Below are 16,535 nucleotides of genomic sequence, written 5' to 3' on the forward strand. Positions count from 1 at the left end.
TCGCTGCACTTCCTACAGGCCATGTTGGAATTGGATAAGCCATGATTTCGCTATGCCCAATTTGACGGGTGTAGGAAACTTTGAACGCACCATTACGGGCAAGATTTGCGCGAGCGATCAATTGAGCCCTTTCGCGCATTGCATTAGGAGCGCTGACAAGAATCGCTCATCGAAAGGCCTCTCACATGTCTACAGTCCTCGTCATTGGAGCGGGCGGTGTCAGCTCCGTTTGTGTCCACAAAATGTGCATGAATGCGCAAATTTTCCCTGACGTGCACCTCGCCAGCCGGACCAAGTCGAAATGCGATGCGATTGCCGCCTCGGTAAAGGAGCGCACGGGGCAAGACGTGGCGACCTATGAAATCGACGCGGAAGAAGTGCCCGCAATGGTCAATCTCATCCGCAAAGTCGGCGCATCGCTCGTGGTGAACCTCGCGCTGCCATATCAGGATTTGCCGATCATGGATGCCTGCCTAGAGGCGGGCGTGCATTATCTCGACACCGCCAATTACGAACCCAAGGATGAGGCGAAGTTCGAATACAAATGGCAATGGGCCTATCACGACCGATTCAAGGAGGCAGGGCTTATGGCTTTGCTCGGCAGCGGGTTTGATCCCGGTGTGACATCGGTTTTCACGATGTGGCTGAAGAAGCATAAGCTTAAAACTATCCGCACGCTCGACATTCTCGATTGCAATGGCGGCGATCACGGTCAGGCTTTTGCGACCAATTTCAATCCCGAAATTAACATTCGCGAAGTCACCGCACCTGCACGGCATTGGGAAAAGAAACCGGGGGAAAACGGCGAGTGGGTGGAAACACCCGCCATGCAGGTCTCAACCCCGTTTGAATTCGAAGCGGTGGGCACTCGCCAAGCGTACCTTATGTATCACGAGGAGCTGGAGAGCCTGGCCAAATTCAACCCGGAAATTGAGCGCGCGCGGTTCTGGATGACTTTTGGCGATGAATACATCAAGCACCTCACAGTGCTGCAAAATATCGGCATGACTTCGATTGAGCCGGTGCGTTATCAGGGCCAGGAAATCATCCCGCTGCAATTCCTGGCAAGCGTTCTGCCAAAACCGGAAAGCCTTGGCGAAACCACCAAGGGCAACACCAATATAGGCTGCATCGCAACCGGAGAAGCTTTGGACGGTTCAGGCGAGAAGACCTTCTATATCAACAATATTTGCAGCCACGAAGCCGCCTATGAGGAAACCGGAAATCAGGCGGTCAGCTACACCACCGGCGTGCCCGCAATGATCGGCTCAGCGCTGATGGTGATGGGCGTTTGGAACGGCAAAGGTGTGTTCAACATCGAGGAAATGGACCCCGATCCGTTTATGGACATGCTCAACGAACACGGCCTGTCATGGCAGGTGAAGGAGCTTGATGGGCCGGTCGCGTTCTAAGCTATCAATAGCCCGGCACAATCTCGCACGATGGGTCGCCTGCGCACACAATCGTTTTGCGCGCATTTTCCATTGCGGTCAGATTGGCAGTTTGCATCTGGATATAGGTTTGCAGCGCCCATTGCGCCCAAATGTCCGCTACGCCAGACAATCGTTGGGCCTGAGCCTGCGGGGCCGCGCTTCCCTGCTTGAGTGCATTGTCGACTTCGGTGGCGGGATCCAGATTCAGCCACAGACTTGCGGGCACAACCCACCCGCCCATGGCTGCAAACTTGTCTTTTGGGGCGACAAATGTGTGTACGCCAGTGCTGCGCGGATCCTCGCTGCTAAGGCGACCATACAGCGCCATTGCGGCGATCCGGTACGGTTTTCCGCCGCGCATGCCATCCGCAATGTAGCTGCGCCCGCTGCCGCCGCGATCTAGCAGAGTGACCTGTTTCAAGGGATGATCACCAAGGATTTTGACATTGGTTATACCGCCCGATTTTGCCGATGCCATCAATGCGGCGCGCAAATCAGCATTGGGGTGATCGTAAAACCATGCAGCACTGCCTTTATGGGCGGCGGTTTTGGGCCGGTGCAGATACTTCACGCCCGCAGGCAAGCCACTCGTCACCTTTTGCCAGCCCACAAATGTTTCCACTCCGAAACCGCCCTCGCTTGCAATGGGTTGCGGGGCTTGTGCCCAAACCGCGCTGGGTAGAGCAAGGGCGGTCAGAACTATTGTCGCAAATGTTACGAATGGGCTTTTCATCATGATACCCCTACTATCTGATGCTATTTCACTTGGCCGCCGTACTTTAGGCGGCGCGCTTGCTTGCCGTCCAGAACCAGCTATCGAACCGTTCAGTGTTTACGACCAAATGAGCTTAGAAAGGCCGGTTATGCAAGCCCCCCGCCAGGCCCCTCGCAAAACCCAATGCAAACCCAAGCAGGTGACCCCGGCGCTTTCGCCGGGTTTGATCTCTCCCGCGTCGAGAGCCCCGCATTCGTTGTGGATGCGGCAAAGCTGCGCTCCAATTGCCAGATCCTCGCCTATATCCGCGATGCGGCGAGCGTGGATGGGGCCAGCGTTAAGGTGTTTGCCGCTTTGAAAGCGTTTTCGATGTGGTCGGTTGCGCCGCTAATCGGCGAATATCTGGACGGGGTTTCCACCAGCGGCCTGTGGGAAGCGCAATTGGCGTCCGAATTTTACGATGGCGAAATTGCGACCTATTCTGCCGCTTACAAGCCTGAGGCGCTGGAGGAAATCTGCCGGCTGTCCGATCACGTTATCTTCAATTCGCCTGCGCAAATGGCGCGCGCGCGATTGATCCTTGATGCGGCAGCCACGACCGGCGGGGATGTGTCGGTGGGGCTCAGGATCAACCCGATGATCGCGACAGGCGAAGTGCCCAAATACGATCCCTCTGCGCCCGGTTCGCGGCTTGGCTTTCCGATTGACCAATTGACCGACGAGCATATGGAAGGGGTGGAGGGCATTCACTTCCACAATCTGTGCGAGCAGACCTTTGAACCGCTGCGCGCGACGTGGGACCGGGTTTTTGATACGATTGAGCCCTATTTTGGACAGCTCAAATGGATCAACATGGGCGGCGGTCACCATATCACGCGCGCTGATTATGAGCGCGATCAGCTGGTGGACCTCCTGAAAGAAGCCGCGGAGGACACCGGCGCTGAAATCATCCTTGAGCCGGGCGAAGCGATTGCGCTGGATGCCGGGATATTGGTGGGTACACTGCTTGATACGATGTTCAATGATGGTCCTGTCGGCATCACCGATGTATCCGCGACCTGCCATATGCCCGATGTGCTGGAGGCGCCTTATCGTCCTGCAATGCTGGGCGAGTTGACGGATGACAGCATTCCCATCCGGCTGGGCGGGCCATCTTGCCTTGCGGGCGATGTTATCGGCGAATACCGCTTGCCCGTACCAGCGGAGGCCGGCGCGCGGTTCGCGCTGCTCGATCAGGCGCATTATTCGATGGTGAAGACCAACACGTTTAACGGGGTGCCGCTTCCCGGCATCTGGCTGTGGGATAGCGAAACCGATGCGCTGGAATGCGTCAAACGGTTCGAATATCACGATTTTCGCGACCGGTTGAGCTAGGCTTTACAGGCCTTTTCGCCCAAACCCGCCGCCGGCGTTATTGGCGCGCTTTGCGTTATCGCGGCCCGCATTCAGCCCTGACGGTAGGCCGAGATTACGCGCATCGTCAGGGCCTGCATGCCCCATCGCTTCACCGCGCTCTGTCTGATTGATCGCGAGGGCCAGTTTGGCAAGCGAGGCAAATTGCCGGGCGGCTTCTTCCACACGCTCCCTGTCGCCTTCTTCGCTGAGCGATCCGCTTTCGAACAGATCGCCGCTTTCCACTGCGATAATCACCGCTTCATCCTTGAATATCGCGCGCACTGCATCGCCTTTAAAGGCGCTCTCTATCGCGATGAGATGTTCGACAAAGCTGGGATGCACGATGACGCGCGCTTCGACCTGATCGTCGCTGTAAATGTCGAACACATCTTCGAACGCAGGGTGGACCTGATCGACTATGCTGAGTTCATGGCCTCTAAATTTCACCCGATCCTTGCGCCCGCCAAGGCCAAACCACGATTTATGCTTGCCCGCGCGCTGTAACAGAGTGGTGGAATGGAACCTTCGGCCAAATTCCATCGCGATGATCGCGCCGCGAAACACAGTGACCCAGCGGCGGTTTTTGCCTGACCCGCGCCGCTCTTCCAGATGCGCCTCGTAGAGTTGAAAGCCGTGCCCTTCGATCGCGCCAAACCAGCGGTCTTCGAAACTGGATCGGTCGCAGCTGGGGACCAATTGGTAGGTTTTACACGCGTCAAACTCGATGCCCGGTTCGGCATCATGTTCGTAAGTCACGCCCAGGCTTTTGGCGATAGCGGAGTTGATGCCGACCTTGATCGCCTTTTTCGCCTCATTGATCGGCATGTATCCCCATGCGCTGACCCCGGCGAATGCAAGGAATGAGACAATAAACTGAAGATTGCCAATCCCCATCGGCGCAAACCATAAAAACGCCAGAACCGGCAAAGCGATGCAGGCACCGATGGTCCAGCGCCAATAGGCTTTATCCTTGGCCTTTGCGCGCATGGCGGATTGCTGCTCAAGCCATTGGCCAAGCTCGCCGCCCATCAGTGCCTGCACATCTGCGTGCATCATGTTTGTGAAAACCCCTTTTTCACCGATGACCGCAGCCATAGCGGTGTTCCCTTAACCAATTGATGCTAATATACACAAAACAGGCAAAGAAGGGGTGACAATGTTCTGGACATTAGCAATCATTGGCGGCGTCGTTGGATTTCTGGCGGTGCTGGTTATCGGCATTTACAACAATCTTGTTGGCCTGCGCCAGAATGTGCGTCAGGGCGTTGCCGATATCGACGCACAACTGCGCCAGCGTCATGATCTGATCCCGAACCTTGTCGAAACGGTCAAAGGTTATGCCGGACACGAAGCGGCGACTTTGGAAGCGGTGATTGAGGCGCGCAATACCGCTGCCAAAAATCCGCCCAGCTCGGGCAATGAACAGGGTCTGCGCGTGGCGCTTGATAACCTTCTCGCCTTGGGAGAGGCTTATCCTGACCTGAAGGCGAGTGCGAATTTTCAGGAATTGCAGCGCGAACTGGCCAATGTCGAAGACAAGCTGGCCGCAGCCCGGCGCGCGCTTAACGCAGCGGTCGCCCGGTTCAATACAGCGCGGGAGAATTTTCCCGCAGTGCTGTTTGCTGGATTGCTCGGTTTCCAGAATGCCGATTTCAACCAGCTTGACGATAGCGAACGCGGCACCGTCGACCAGGCGCCTTCGATTGCATTCTAAACGCGATTTGCATCCAGTGCGGAACCAAGGGGCCGCATAACGATTTTATTTGCGAAAGCGCGCATGGGGCTTATATGCGCGGCTTCGCTGCCCCAAGGGACATTACCGCAAGGCAGCCCATAAACCGCTTAGGCGGACAGAAACTAAACCTTCTGGGGGTCCCTTGAGTTGCACACTTTTCCTGACGCACGCACTGTAGTCCGCTCGCTCGCTCCGGATGAGCCGATCATCCTTAACCGCCCCCACGCGGCAAAGCGGGCGGCTGCGTTCTTTGCCGAGAGATTTCCGGGCAAAGTGCTTTATGCGGTCAAAGCCAATCCTGCGCCCGATCTGATTGAATGCCTGTGGGATGCGGGCATCACGCATTACGATGTCGCCTCCATTGCTGAGGTGCGTTTGGTGCGCGGCCTGCTGGCGGATGCTGAGCTGTGCTTTATGCACCCCATCAAAACCCGCAAAACCATTGCCGAGGCGTATTTCCAGCACGGGGTGAAAACCTTCAGCCTTGATAGCCACGAAGAGCTGACCAAAATTGTCGATGCCTGCCGCGATCCCGAAACGGGCGAGGCGGCAACCGATTTGCGGTTATGCGTGCGGCTGCGGGTATCATCGGAACACGCGCAATTGAGCCTTGCGGCAAAGTTTGGCTGCGATCAGGCAGAAGCGCCCGGCCTACTTCAAGAAGCGCGCCAGCATTGCGATTGGCTGGGCGTGTGTTTCCATGTCGGCAGCCAGGCGATGACGCCGTGGGCTTTCGTACAAGCGCTGGACCGCACCCGCGCCGCGATTGCCAAAGCCAGCGTGGTGATCGACATGGTGGATGTGGGCGGAGGTTTCCCCAGCATCTATCCCGATATGGAGCCGCCCCCGCTCGAAGATTATTTCGCGATCATCGCCAAGCATTACGAAGAACTGCCCATCGCCTATAACGCAGAGCTGTGGTGCGAACCGGGCAGGGCGCTGGCGGCGGAATTTTCCAGCATGATCGTGCAAGTGACCAAGCGGCGCGGGGATGAGCTGTATATCAATGACGGCGCCTATGGCGCGCTTTATGATGCTGCTCATGTCGAGTGGCGTTTTCCTGTGCGCGCGCTCGAAGATGATTTGCGCGATGGTCTGGTGGACTTCGCCTTTTACGGGCCGACCTGCGATGATGCCGATTACATGGCAGGCCCCTTTTCTTTGCCCGGCGATATTCAGGCAAGCGATTATATCGAGATTGGCATGCTGGGCGCTTACGGCGCGGCGATGAAAACGGGCTTTAACGGATTTGGCGATGCGCAATGCGTGGTGGTCGAAGACGAACCGATGATGAGCCTGTTTACAGGTGAGCGCCCCCAAGTGGACGCGGACAATGTGGTGAGCCTGCGGTAAACCTGCGATCTACAGGCCCCACGGACACACTAATTTCTTCTTTTTCAATAATATGGCCGCGTCATGCGGAGGCTTAGGCGTGTCTTGTTACATCATTTAACCTTGGTGTATATTTAGTTTCATATGTTACTAGTGTAGTCCCATGTTGCACTGCAGCAATGCAGGCTGACGTAAGGACAATCGCACATGCACTGGGACATACGAAAATTATTGGAACCTTCTCTTATGACACGAGGAATTTTTAGAACACGAGGCGGTTGGGGCGATGATGATAGCGTTTGTGTACGCTATGCCGACGGGGCCGAGCTGGAAGTGCCGCGCATTCAATATGAAGCGCTGATCAACAATCCGCCCTTCGACGCTCTGCCATGGCAGGAAGATATGCCTGCGCAAAACGCCCAGAGCAAAGCGTTGTGAGAGCACGCTGAAGGTCCGAGGCTGGCAGAGCCAGCTTACGCCTCAATCAAACCCGACGAACCTGACAGCATCCTCTTCGCTTTTGCGGTTCGAATAGACGCGGTTTGCGGGGAAATCGGGATCGGGCCAGCCCATCGCGACCGCTTTCATAATGACCTGATCGTCGGGAATACCGGCATGTTCGCGCACCACCGGGCTTTGCATGATACCTTGTGAATTGATGACGCAGCCAAGCCCCTTGGACCATGCCGCATTGACCAGCGCGGTGGTGGCAGCGCCGCAATCAAACGCGGTGTCATCGCTTGTGCCCAGTTCGCGATCGTAAGTGACGATGACGCAAACGGGCGCGTCGAACTGGCGAAAGCCGCGCAGCACCCAATCCTGCCGCGCTTCCTTGTCATCGCGGGCAATGCCCATTTCGGTGAACAATTGGACCGCGACCTCAATCTGGCGTTCGCGGTGGACCCCTGCAAACGGCTCGCCGCGCCGAAATTCGCGGCTGTCGGGTTCGCCTGCAAGGATGCGTTCGGTGTTGCCTTTGCGAATGCGGTCCAGCGGTTCGCCTGTGATGACATGAAAGTGCCAGGGCTGTGTGTTCATGCTGGTGGGCGAGCGCATGGCAAGGGCGAGCACATCGGCGATCAGCTCTTTGGGCACAGGCTTGTCGAGATAGCCGCGAATGGATTTTCGCCCGCGCACAACCTCGGCAAAGGTCTGATTTTCGTTGCCGCCCAATTGGCTATCCATGCCGTATTCTCCCGATTCTGTTCGGCACGAGAGCTAGCGCAAGCGGAGGCAGGCGCAAAGGACGCTAGGGAACGGGTGGCTTGGGGGCGGGGACGCGAGCGGCGCTAGGCCGAGAAATAGGGCGCATCGCCCGCAATCGTCACGCGCTCCATCACGCGGCGCGCGGGAAAGTAGTCCGACACAGCCAGATGCTGGCACACCCGGTTATCCCAGAACGCAATAGACCCCTCGCGCCAGCGGAACCGGCATTGCAATTCAACATCCTTAGCGGTGGCGTATAGATGATCGAGCAGCCAACGGCTTTCATCATCCGCCAGCCCTTCGATATGCGAGGTAAAGGCGGTGTTGACATAGATCACGCGTTCACCCGTTTCGGGATGCGTGCGGATCACGGGATGGCGCACTGGCGGATATTTTTCGTGCAGGTCTTCGGGCGCTTTGCCCAGCCGCCGTGCAAAGACGCGCGCAATATCGTGCACCGCTATCAGCCCTTCGCAATGGTGCTGCATTTTTTCGGACAGCCGTTCGTAAGCAAGGTGCATATTGGCAAACAGGGTGTCTCCGCCAACCTCGGGCACTTCGCGCGCCAGCAGGATGGAGCCAAGCGATGGCTGTTTCCGCCACGTCACATCGGAATGCCAGTGATTTTCCTGCCCGCGGCTGTCCGGCCCATGCGCAATGCGCAGGACTTCGGGGTTGGGCTGATCCTTGGGAGTGGCCGGGTGAATTTCCAGATCGCCAAAATGGCGAGCAAAGGCGATGTGCGCCTCCTGCGTCAGATCCTGATCGCGAAAAAAGATCACGCCATATTTGAGCAAGGCGGAGCGGATTGCGGGAATGGTTTGGGCGATATCCGGCGCGCCCAGATCAATATCAAGAATTTCCGCGCCAATTGCAGGCGTCATTGGATGAATATTGAGCGCGCCTGTATCAAGCGCGGCTTTATCGAATGAGCCTTTATTGAATGTCGTGGCCACCTTGTCTCTCCCAAAACCGGCTGTCCCAAAACCGGCTGTCCCAAAACCGGCTGTCCCAAAAACCGGATGTCGCCCCGAGTGTGCGTCAGACCGCTTCCAAGATCAAGCGGCGCGGGCGATTACGCCGCCTCGCGCAGAGACATATCCAGCCTGTCCCATATTTCCACCAGAGCTTCGGTCAGCTCGTCCATCATCGCATCTGTGTGATGCGGGCCGGGGGTAAAGCGCAAACGCTCTGTCCCGCGCGGCACGGTGGGGAAATTGATCGGCTGCACATAGACGCCATACTCGGCGAGCAGAATATCGCTGATTTTCTTGGCGCGCACTGGATCGCCCACCATCAGCGGCACGATATGCGTCGTGCTGTCCATGACGGGCAGGCCGCTTTCGGCAAATTTCAGTTTGAGCATGGCGGCAGCGGCCTGCTGGGCATTACGCTCGGCGCTGCTGGATTTCAGATGCTTCACCGATGCCAGCACCCCGGCCACCAGAACGGGCGAAAGCGATGTGGTGAAGATGAAACCGGGGGCATAGCTGCGGATGCAATCAATCACGCGGGTATCGGCAGCGACATAGCCGCCCATCACGCCAAAGGCTTTGCCCAAAGTGCCTTCGATTATGTCGATCCGATCCGCAGCATTGTCGCGCTGAGATATACCGCCGCCATTTTCGCCGTACATGCCCACGGCATGCACTTCGTCGATATAGGTGAGTGCGTTGTATTTTTCGGCAAGGTCGCAAATCGCGTGAATTGGCGCGACATCGCCTTCCATGGAATAGACGCTTTCAAACGCGATCAGCTTGGGCAATTCGGGATCTTCAGCGGCCAAAAGCTCTTCGAGATGATCCATGTCGTTATGGCGATAAATGCGTTTTTCGCAGCCCGAATTGCGGATGCCTGCAATCATGCTTGCATGGTTCAATGCATCGGAGAAAACCACGCAGCCCGGCAGCAATTTGGCAATCGTCGATAAAGTCGCATCGTTGGAGACATATCCGCTGGTAAACAGCAGCGCGCCCTGTTTGCCGTGCAAGTCCGCCAGCTCGTTTTCCAGCTCAACATGCAGATGCGTGTTGCCGCCAATATTGCGCGTGCCGCCTGATCCTGCGCCCACATCGTGCAGCGCATCCTCCATCGCGGTGATAACCTTTTCGTGCTGGCCCATGGCGAGGTAATCGTTGGAGCACCACACCGTGATCGGCTTTGGCCCGTTATGCCCGTGAAAACAGCGCGCATTGGGGTAAGCGCCCTTATTGCGCATGATATCGATAAAGACGCGGTAGCGGCCTTCTTCGTGCAGGCGATCAATGGCAGAATCGAAGATTTGGTCGTAATTCACGGAAGTCTCGCTGCCCTGCGGGTCATGCCCTGCGATCAGAGCTTTTGTGACGGTTTGACCCTAATAACTCAGAACGTCTTGATTTGTTTCGCGGGTTTCTAGGTGAGAGTGATCGATTTTGCCATAAGGATCTTTGCGGCAAATCCTTTCATACCACTTTGCGATTAGAAAACGCGGATATCGTTGAGGTCATAGGGCGCAAATTGGCGGGCAAGCCTATCCAGCTGCGCCTTATCATGCTTGCCCGTCACAACGGCGAAATCGGGATGCGCGCGGGCAAACTCATGCTCCTGCGTTAGTGAGGCGATGCGGCGAGCGATACCAGCAGCCCCGTCGATACAGCGAACCTGCGGGCCGAATGTCGCGATCAGTTCCTCTTCCAGCAGCGGGAAATGGGTGCAGGCCAGAACAAGGGTGTCGATATCGCCTGCGCCCTCCATCGCGATCAATCCGGCCACTTCCGCTCGAACATCTTCGGCCGCAATCGCCTCTCCCGCCGCCTTTGCCTCTGCCAGATCGACCAATCCGGGGGCAGGGAAGCGGATCAGGCGTTTGTCGCTCGCAAATTCTGCCTCCAAGCGGTCGACATAGGGTTGGCGCACAGTGCCTTGGGTGCCCAGTAATCCAATCGTGCCGGTCTGCGTCATCGCAGCGGCAGGTTTGATCGCAGGCACAGTGCCCACCACCGGAATTTCCAAAACCTCGCGCACCATCGACAGCGCAATGGTGCTCGCCGTATTGCAGGCGATGCAGACGAGGCGCGGCTGATATCGCTCGCTCATCCGGCCCAGCAATCCAGCAACGCGCGCTGCGACCTCAGCCTCCGTTTTGGTGCCATAGGGCAGGCCAGCGCGGTCCGCTGCGAAAATCAACGGAGCATCAGGCAAAGCGCGCTGGATCTCACGCAGAACGGTCAGCCCGCCAACGCCGGTATCAAGAACAAGGATGGGTGAAAATTCGTTCAACTTGCCGTTTCCGCTGGCCCAAAGCTTGTCCAAGGGCTGTCTATCTTTACTTAGCCAGTGCGCTAGAAGAAGGACGATGCTTCGACAAGCTTGGCATGAACGGGGTGGTTGATTTGGAAACAGTTTACGCAGCTTTGTTGGCTTTTGTTTGCGGCTCGATTCCCTTCGGGCTGTTGCTCACCAAAGCGGCAGGGCTGGGCGATGTGCGCGATATTGGCTCTGGCAGCATCGGCGCGACCAATGTGCTGCGCACCGGCAATAAGGGTTTGGCAGCGGCGACTGTTTTGTTGGACGCGGCCAAAGGCGTTGTTCCTGTGCTTTTGGCGCTCGCCTTTGCGCCGGGCACCGAGGGCATTGCGGCAGTTGCGGCGGTAGCTGGGCATTGTTTTACCCCGTGGCTCAAATTCAAAGGGGGCAAGGGGTTTGCGACCGCTGCGGGCGTTCTGGGCGCGCTCAACTGGCCGATGATGCTGCTGTGCGCCGGCGTGTGGGCGGCGGTGCTCGCGATTTTCCGCACCTCTTCGATCGCCTCCATGGCGACGGTAATCGCCGCGCCCATTGCCGCTGCCGCCTTTGGTCATCAGGCGCTCATCATGCCGCTCATCGCCATTGCCGCCATCGTCATCGTCCAGCACCGTGCGAATATCGGCCGCCTGATGCGCGGTGAGGAGCCGAAAGTCGGCTCTTCGAAATGAGCCTTTCCCAGCCCGAAGCTTTTGCCCGTATCCGCTTGCTCAGATCGCCCAATATCGGGCCTGTGACCTATCGCCAATTGCTGGCGCGGTTCGGCACAGCAGAAGCCGCGATAGAGGCTTTGCCCGATCTGGGATCGCGCGGCAAAACCGCTTATCGCCCTGTCCCTGTAGCAAAGATTGAACGCGAGGTTGAAGGCGTGCGCAAAGCGGGTGCGCGCTATCTGTTTCACGATCAACAAGGTTACCCGCCGCTGCTGGCGGAACTGGAAAGCGCGCCGCCCATCCTGACATGCAGAGGCAATCTCGCGCTCGCATCAAAGCCATGCGCCGCGATGGTGGGCGCGCGCAATGCTTCTGGCGCTGCGGTGAAACTGGCGCGCGAATTTGCGAGCGAGCTGGCGCAGGCAGGTTTTACCATTGTCTCCGGATTGGCGCGCGGGATCGATGGGGCCTGCCATGAAGGGGCGATGCCAAACACCATTGGTGTGATCGCCAGCGGGATTGATATCACCTATCCTCCGCAGCACGAAAAACTGCAGGAACAGATCGCCAATCAAGGACTGCTGATCGCCGAACAGCCGCCAGGCACAGAGCCGCGCGGGCGCCATTTCCCCAGCCGCAACCGGATTATCGCAGGGCTTTCCAGCGGAACTCTGGTGGTGGAAGCCGCGCCCAAATCCGGCTCGCTCATCACCGCACGGCTGGCGGGTGAGGCGGGGCGCGAAGTGATGGCGATACCCGGCTCTCCGCTCGATCCTCGCTCGCTTGGCTGCAATCAGCTGATCCGCGATGGCGCGGTGCTGGTGCAGACACCGGAAGATGTGATCGAATTGCTCGAAAGCTTCACCGGCGCGCCCCGATCACAATTTCGCGTGGCGGAAACCGCGCAGCCGTTCGATTACGAAGAATTGCGCAACATGCAGTGGGGCGAGGCAAAAGGCGGCGAGAATGTCGATGTGACAAAGCTGCTGACCAAAGCCCCGATCGCGATTGACGAACTGATCCGCCAATCAGGCGCAAGCGCGGCGCAGGTGCATATGGCGCTGTTGGAACTGGAATTGTCAGGCGAGCTGGAACGCCACGATAACGGGGCCGTCAGCGTTCAGTGATGGCTCTCTGGATCTGTACAGGTTTTCCAACAAAGCTTGCGCATTAACCAGATGGCCGGATATTCGGCGTAAGCCCTAAAGCACGCAATTTAAACGAGATCCCATGGCAACCAACCAAAACCGCCAGGTTACAACGGGCGAATTGATCAACGGAACATTCCGCGAGCTGGCTGGGATCAAGCGCCCTTTGGCGATGTATTTCGGCTTTTTCTTCATCGCCGGCCTTGTCGCATCGGTCAGTTCTGCGTTTGGCTCTTTGCTTTCGATCCCGCTGTTTATCGCCTATTTCGCTGGGCAATATTACCTTTACCGCGAATTGCTTGGCGCGGCGCAAATCACCTTTGATGACAGGTTCAAGGTTTTCAGCTTTCTGTTTATGGGCGTGCTGCTGGGTATCGCGCTCTATTTCTCAGTGTTCTTCCTCGTGATTCCTGCGATCCTGCTGGGTGCCAAATGGATTATGGCGCCGACATTTCTGGTGGCAGAGGAGTTGAACCTGTTCGAAGCCATCGGCGCAAGCTGGCGCGCGAGCGAAGGTAATCTGGCGGCTATCGCGCTGACATTCACCATCATCTGGTTCATCTGGCTCGCGCTGATTGCAGGGCTGGGAGCGGTGTCCGGCGGGTTTGAAACAATCCTCAATTCTTTCGCTGGTGTTTCCCGCTCCAGTATCGGCAGCGCAGTGAGTTCGCTGACCATCCACGCCTTGCCGGTGATGCTGATGGGCCTATCTGTAACTTCTTATAGAGCGCTCAAAGATCCGGCAGAAAGCCTTGTCGCGATTTTCGAATAGGCTATTGACGCGCCTTCAAACCGGGCCCCACTCTCGCGCACACGTACACGTGTAAGGAAATTTCAGACCTCTCATGCAGCTTGTCATCGTTGAATCGCCCGCCAAGGCCAAGACCATCGAACAATATCTGGGCAAGGATTTCAAAGTCCTTGCCAGCTATGGTCATGTCCGCGATCTGCCGCCCAAAGATGGCAGCGTCCGGCCCGATGAAGATTTCGCGATGGATTGGGAGCTCTACCGGGACAAGCAGAAACGGTTCAAGGAAATCGCCGATGCGGCCAAGGGCGCGACCCGGCTGGTCCTCGCAACCGACCCTGACCGCGAAGGCGAAGCAATCAGCTGGCATGTGCAGGAGCTTTTGAAAAAGCGCAAAGCTCTGCCCAAGGATGTGGACCGGGTGACATTCAACTCGATCACCAAAAAGGCCGTGACCGACGCGATGGCGGCGCCGCGCGAACTCGATCAGCCGCTGATTGATGCCTATCTGGGCCGCCGAGCGCTTGATTATCTGTTTGGTTTTACCCTCTCGCCCGTATTGTGGCGCAAACTGCCCGGCGCAAAATCGGCAGGCCGGGTTCAATCGGTTGCGCTGCGTCTGATTGTCGAACGAGAACGCGAGATCGAGGCGTTCAAGCCTGATGAATACTGGTCGGTTCTCGCTAAGCTGGAGCAGGACGGCACCGAATTTGACGCGCGGCTAGTCAAATATAAAGGCGAGAAGCTGGAGAAGCTCTCGCTCGGCGCTGAAGGAATAGCGAACGAGGCGAAAGCGGCCGTTGAAGCCGGACGCTTCACGGTTGAGGCGGTGGAGACCAAGCCGCTCAAACGCAATCCATCGCCTCCGTTCACCACATCGACCATGCAGCAGGAAGCCGCGCGCAAGCTCGGCTTTTCTGCAAGCCACACCATGCGGTGCGCGCAGTCCTTGTATGAGGCGGGCGCGATTACGTATATGCGGACAGACGGCGTGCAGATGGATGGCAGCGCCATTGCGGCCGTTCGCGGAGAAATCGGGTCGCGCTATGACAGCGCTTATATGCCCGAAAAACCGCGCTTCTATTCCACCAAAGCGAAAAACGCGCAGGAGGCGCACGAAGCGATCCGGCCCACCAATTTTGCGCGCGATAAAGCAGGCGCGGGCGATGAGGCCAAGCTGTATTCGCTGATTTTCAAGCGCGCCATGGCGTCCCAAATGGCCGCCGCGCAATTGGAGCGCACCACGATCACTTTGCGCGATGCTACCGGCCAGCACGAATTGCGCGCCACGGGTCAGGTGATCAAATTTCCTGGGTTTTTCGCGGTCTATCAAGAGGGCTTCGACGACAAATCGGACGATGATGACGATGGCCTGCTGCCCGCAATGGCCAAAGGCGACAGCCCGGCGAAAAAGGGTGTTGAGGCCAATCAGCATTTCACCCAGCCGCCGCCGCGTTTTTCCGAAGCTTCGCTGGTTAAACGGCTTGAGGAATTGGGCATTGGCCGGCCATCAACTTATGCCTCAACCATCCAGACCCTGCGTGATCGCGACTATGTGCGGATGGAGAAAAACCGTTTCTTTGCAGAGGATTCCGGGCGGTTATTAACGGCATTTCTTGAACGGTTCTTCCCTACTTATGTCGCCTATGATTTTACCGCAGGCATGGAAGACGAGCTCGACACGGTTTCTGACGGGCGCGAGGATTACAAGGAATTGCTGTCCAAATTCTGGGCCGATTTCAAACCCAAAACCGAAGAGGTGATGGAGAAACTTCCCAGTGAAGTGACCGAAGTCCTCGACGAATATCTGTCCGATTACCTCTTCCCTCCGCGCGAAGATGGCAAGGATGCGCGCCACTGCCCCTTATGCGAAACAGAGGGGCGCGAAGGCGGCCGATTGTCGCTGCGCGGCGGGCGGTTTGGTGCGTTTATCGCGTGTCAGAATTATCCCGAATGCAAATTCACTCGCCGTTTTGCCCAGCCGGGCGGCGACGGGGATGATGGCAGCCAGGACGGCCTTATGGGCACGCACCCGGAAACAGGCGCAGAGATCCACCGCAAATCGGGCCGCTTTGGCCCCTATGTGGAAATGGAGCACGAGGAAAAGAAAAAGCGCGCCTCCATCCCCAAAGACCTCGATGATTTTGACCTCGAATGGGCGGTCAAATTGCTTGATCTGCCGCGCATCATTGGTGCGCATCCTGAAACGGCGAAGGAAATCGAGGCTGCGATTGGCCGCTATGGCCCCTATCTGCGCCACGATGGCAAATACGCCAAACTCACCTCAACGCGCGACGTGTTTGAAACGGGCATGAACCAGGCGGTCGTCCTGCTGGCCGAGGCTGCAAATCGCAAAGGCGGCGGGCGAGGGGCTGCGCGTGAGCCGATCAAGACTTTGGGCGAACACCCCACATCGGGCGGCGAGATGAAAGTGATGGAGGGCCGCTATGGCCCATACGTCACCGATGGCACGACCAATGCGACTTTGCCCAAGGACGTTAAACCAGAGGATATGGAGGCCGCGCAGGCCATCGAACTGATCGATGCGCGCGCCGCAAAAGGCCCGGCGAAGAAGAAGCGCAAGAAAGCGGCTCCAAAGAAAAAGGCAGCGGCGAAAAAGCCAGCGGCTAAGAAGAAGGCGCCAGCGAAGAAAAAGGCTCCGGCCAAGAAAGCCGCAGAATAGCCGGAATGGGCAAGGAACGCTTTGAACGCCACAAGCAACCGTGGAACGCAGAAGAAGCGGGCCGGCTGAAATTGCTCGCGTCCAAAGGGCAGGGGCTGAAACAAATCGCCAAAGCGCTGGGCCGGAGCGAAGATTCCACCAAGAACTTCGCGAAACAGCAGAAAATTAAGATCGCCAAGAAGCGGTAGGGGCTCATAGACCT

The 16,535-nt window shown here is 57.5% G+C and carries 16 protein-coding genes; 10 read left to right on the top strand and 6 right to left on the bottom strand.

Annotation, left to right across the window (positions count from 1 at the left end; genetic code table 11):
• Positions 1–185: 185 nt before the first annotated feature.
• A complete protein-coding gene (locus AC0V6W_RS14440; protein WP_486151134.1) occupies positions 186–1,412 on the top strand; it encodes a saccharopine dehydrogenase family protein in 1,227 nt (408 codons plus the stop codon).
• A 4-nt stretch (positions 1,413–1,416) separates the two neighbouring features.
• Here AC0V6W_RS14440 and AC0V6W_RS14445 read toward each other — a convergent pair whose 3' ends face one another.
• Complete coding sequence (locus AC0V6W_RS14445) at positions 1,417–2,055, bottom strand: hypothetical protein (RefSeq protein ID WP_486151136.1); 639 nt, start codon at positions 2,053–2,055, stop codon at positions 1,417–1,419.
• A gap of 276 nt (positions 2,056–2,331) precedes the next feature.
• On the opposite strand from AC0V6W_RS14445, the gene AC0V6W_RS14450 reads away from it, so the two are divergent.
• On the top strand, positions 2,332–3,522 hold the full coding sequence (locus AC0V6W_RS14450) for a carboxynorspermidine decarboxylase (RefSeq protein ID WP_486151138.1): 1,191 nt from the start codon (positions 2,332–2,334) through the stop codon (positions 3,520–3,522).
• 3 nt (positions 3,523–3,525) lie between these two features.
• Here the strand turns inward: AC0V6W_RS14450 and AC0V6W_RS14455 are convergent, their stop codons facing one another.
• Positions 3,526–4,638 (bottom strand): DUF3137 domain-containing protein, encoded by a 1,113-nt coding sequence (locus tag AC0V6W_RS14455; protein WP_486151140.1) that lies wholly within the window; start codon positions 4,636–4,638, stop codon positions 3,526–3,528.
• A gap of 61 nt (positions 4,639–4,699) precedes the next feature.
• Here AC0V6W_RS14455 and AC0V6W_RS14460 point away from each other — a divergent pair, with 61 nt between their 5' ends.
• From AC0V6W_RS14460 to AC0V6W_RS14470, 3 genes are all read left to right on the top strand, one after another.
• A complete protein-coding gene (locus AC0V6W_RS14460; protein WP_486151142.1) occupies positions 4,700–5,257 on the top strand; it encodes a LemA family protein in 558 nt (185 codons plus the stop codon).
• 168 nt (positions 5,258–5,425) lie between these two features.
• Positions 5,426–6,631 carry a type III PLP-dependent enzyme gene (locus tag AC0V6W_RS14465; protein ID WP_486151144.1) on the top strand — a complete coding sequence of 402 codons (1,206 nt, stop codon included), beginning with the start codon at positions 5,426–5,428 and terminating at the stop codon, positions 6,629–6,631.
• Between the two features lie 225 nt (positions 6,632–6,856).
• On the top strand, positions 6,857–7,048 hold the full coding sequence (locus AC0V6W_RS14470) for a hypothetical protein (protein WP_486151146.1): 192 nt from the start codon (positions 6,857–6,859) through the stop codon (positions 7,046–7,048).
• Positions 7,049–7,090: 42 nt separating this feature from the next.
• Here AC0V6W_RS14470 and AC0V6W_RS14475 read toward each other — a convergent pair whose 3' ends face one another.
• The 4 genes from AC0V6W_RS14475 to murI all read right to left on the bottom strand — a co-directional run bounded on the left by AC0V6W_RS14475 (position 7,091) and on the right by murI (position 11,077).
• A complete protein-coding gene (locus AC0V6W_RS14475) occupies positions 7,091–7,795 on the bottom strand; it encodes a nitroreductase (RefSeq protein ID WP_486151148.1) in 705 nt (234 codons plus the stop codon).
• 104 nt (positions 7,796–7,899) lie between these two features.
• Positions 7,900–8,772, bottom strand: coding sequence for a TauD/TfdA dioxygenase family protein (locus AC0V6W_RS14480; protein ID WP_486151150.1), 873 nt, complete (start codon positions 8,770–8,772; stop codon positions 7,900–7,902).
• Positions 8,773–8,891: 119 nt separating this feature from the next.
• The gene (gene hemA / locus AC0V6W_RS14485) at positions 8,892–10,112 is read right to left on the bottom strand and encodes a 5-aminolevulinate synthase (RefSeq protein ID WP_486151152.1); all 1,221 of its coding nucleotides are present in this window, start codon (positions 10,110–10,112) and stop codon (positions 8,892–8,894) included.
• A 164-nt stretch (positions 10,113–10,276) separates the two neighbouring features.
• The gene (murI, locus tag AC0V6W_RS14490; protein WP_486151667.1) at positions 10,277–11,077 is read right to left on the bottom strand and encodes a glutamate racemase; all 801 of its coding nucleotides are present in this window, start codon (positions 11,075–11,077) and stop codon (positions 10,277–10,279) included.
• Between the two features lie 95 nt (positions 11,078–11,172).
• On the opposite strand from murI, the gene plsY reads away from it, so the two are divergent.
• The 5 genes from plsY to AC0V6W_RS14515 all read left to right on the top strand — a co-directional run bounded on the left by plsY (position 11,173) and on the right by AC0V6W_RS14515 (position 16,521).
• Positions 11,173–11,772 (top strand): glycerol-3-phosphate 1-O-acyltransferase PlsY, encoded by a 600-nt coding sequence (gene plsY, locus AC0V6W_RS14495; protein WP_486151154.1) that lies wholly within the window; start codon positions 11,173–11,175, stop codon positions 11,770–11,772.
• Entirely contained in the window at positions 11,769–12,881 is a 1,113-nt protein-coding gene (gene dprA, locus AC0V6W_RS14500) for a DNA-processing protein DprA (RefSeq protein ID WP_486151156.1), read from the top strand. The genes plsY and dprA overlap by 4 nt, the downstream gene beginning before the upstream one ends.
• Before the next feature lie 103 nt (positions 12,882–12,984).
• Complete coding sequence (locus tag AC0V6W_RS14505) at positions 12,985–13,674, top strand: hypothetical protein (protein ID WP_486151158.1); 690 nt, start codon at positions 12,985–12,987, stop codon at positions 13,672–13,674.
• A 73-nt stretch (positions 13,675–13,747) separates the two neighbouring features.
• Positions 13,748–16,333 (top strand): type I DNA topoisomerase, encoded by a 2,586-nt coding sequence (gene topA / locus AC0V6W_RS14510; protein ID WP_486151160.1) that lies wholly within the window; start codon positions 13,748–13,750, stop codon positions 16,331–16,333.
• 5 nt (positions 16,334–16,338) lie between these two features.
• On the top strand, positions 16,339–16,521 hold the full coding sequence (locus AC0V6W_RS14515; RefSeq protein ID WP_486151162.1) for a hypothetical protein: 183 nt from the start codon (positions 16,339–16,341) through the stop codon (positions 16,519–16,521).
• The last annotated feature ends 14 nt before the right edge of the window (positions 16,522–16,535 follow it).

The organism is Erythrobacter sp. JB1-7, assembly GCF_057365015.1.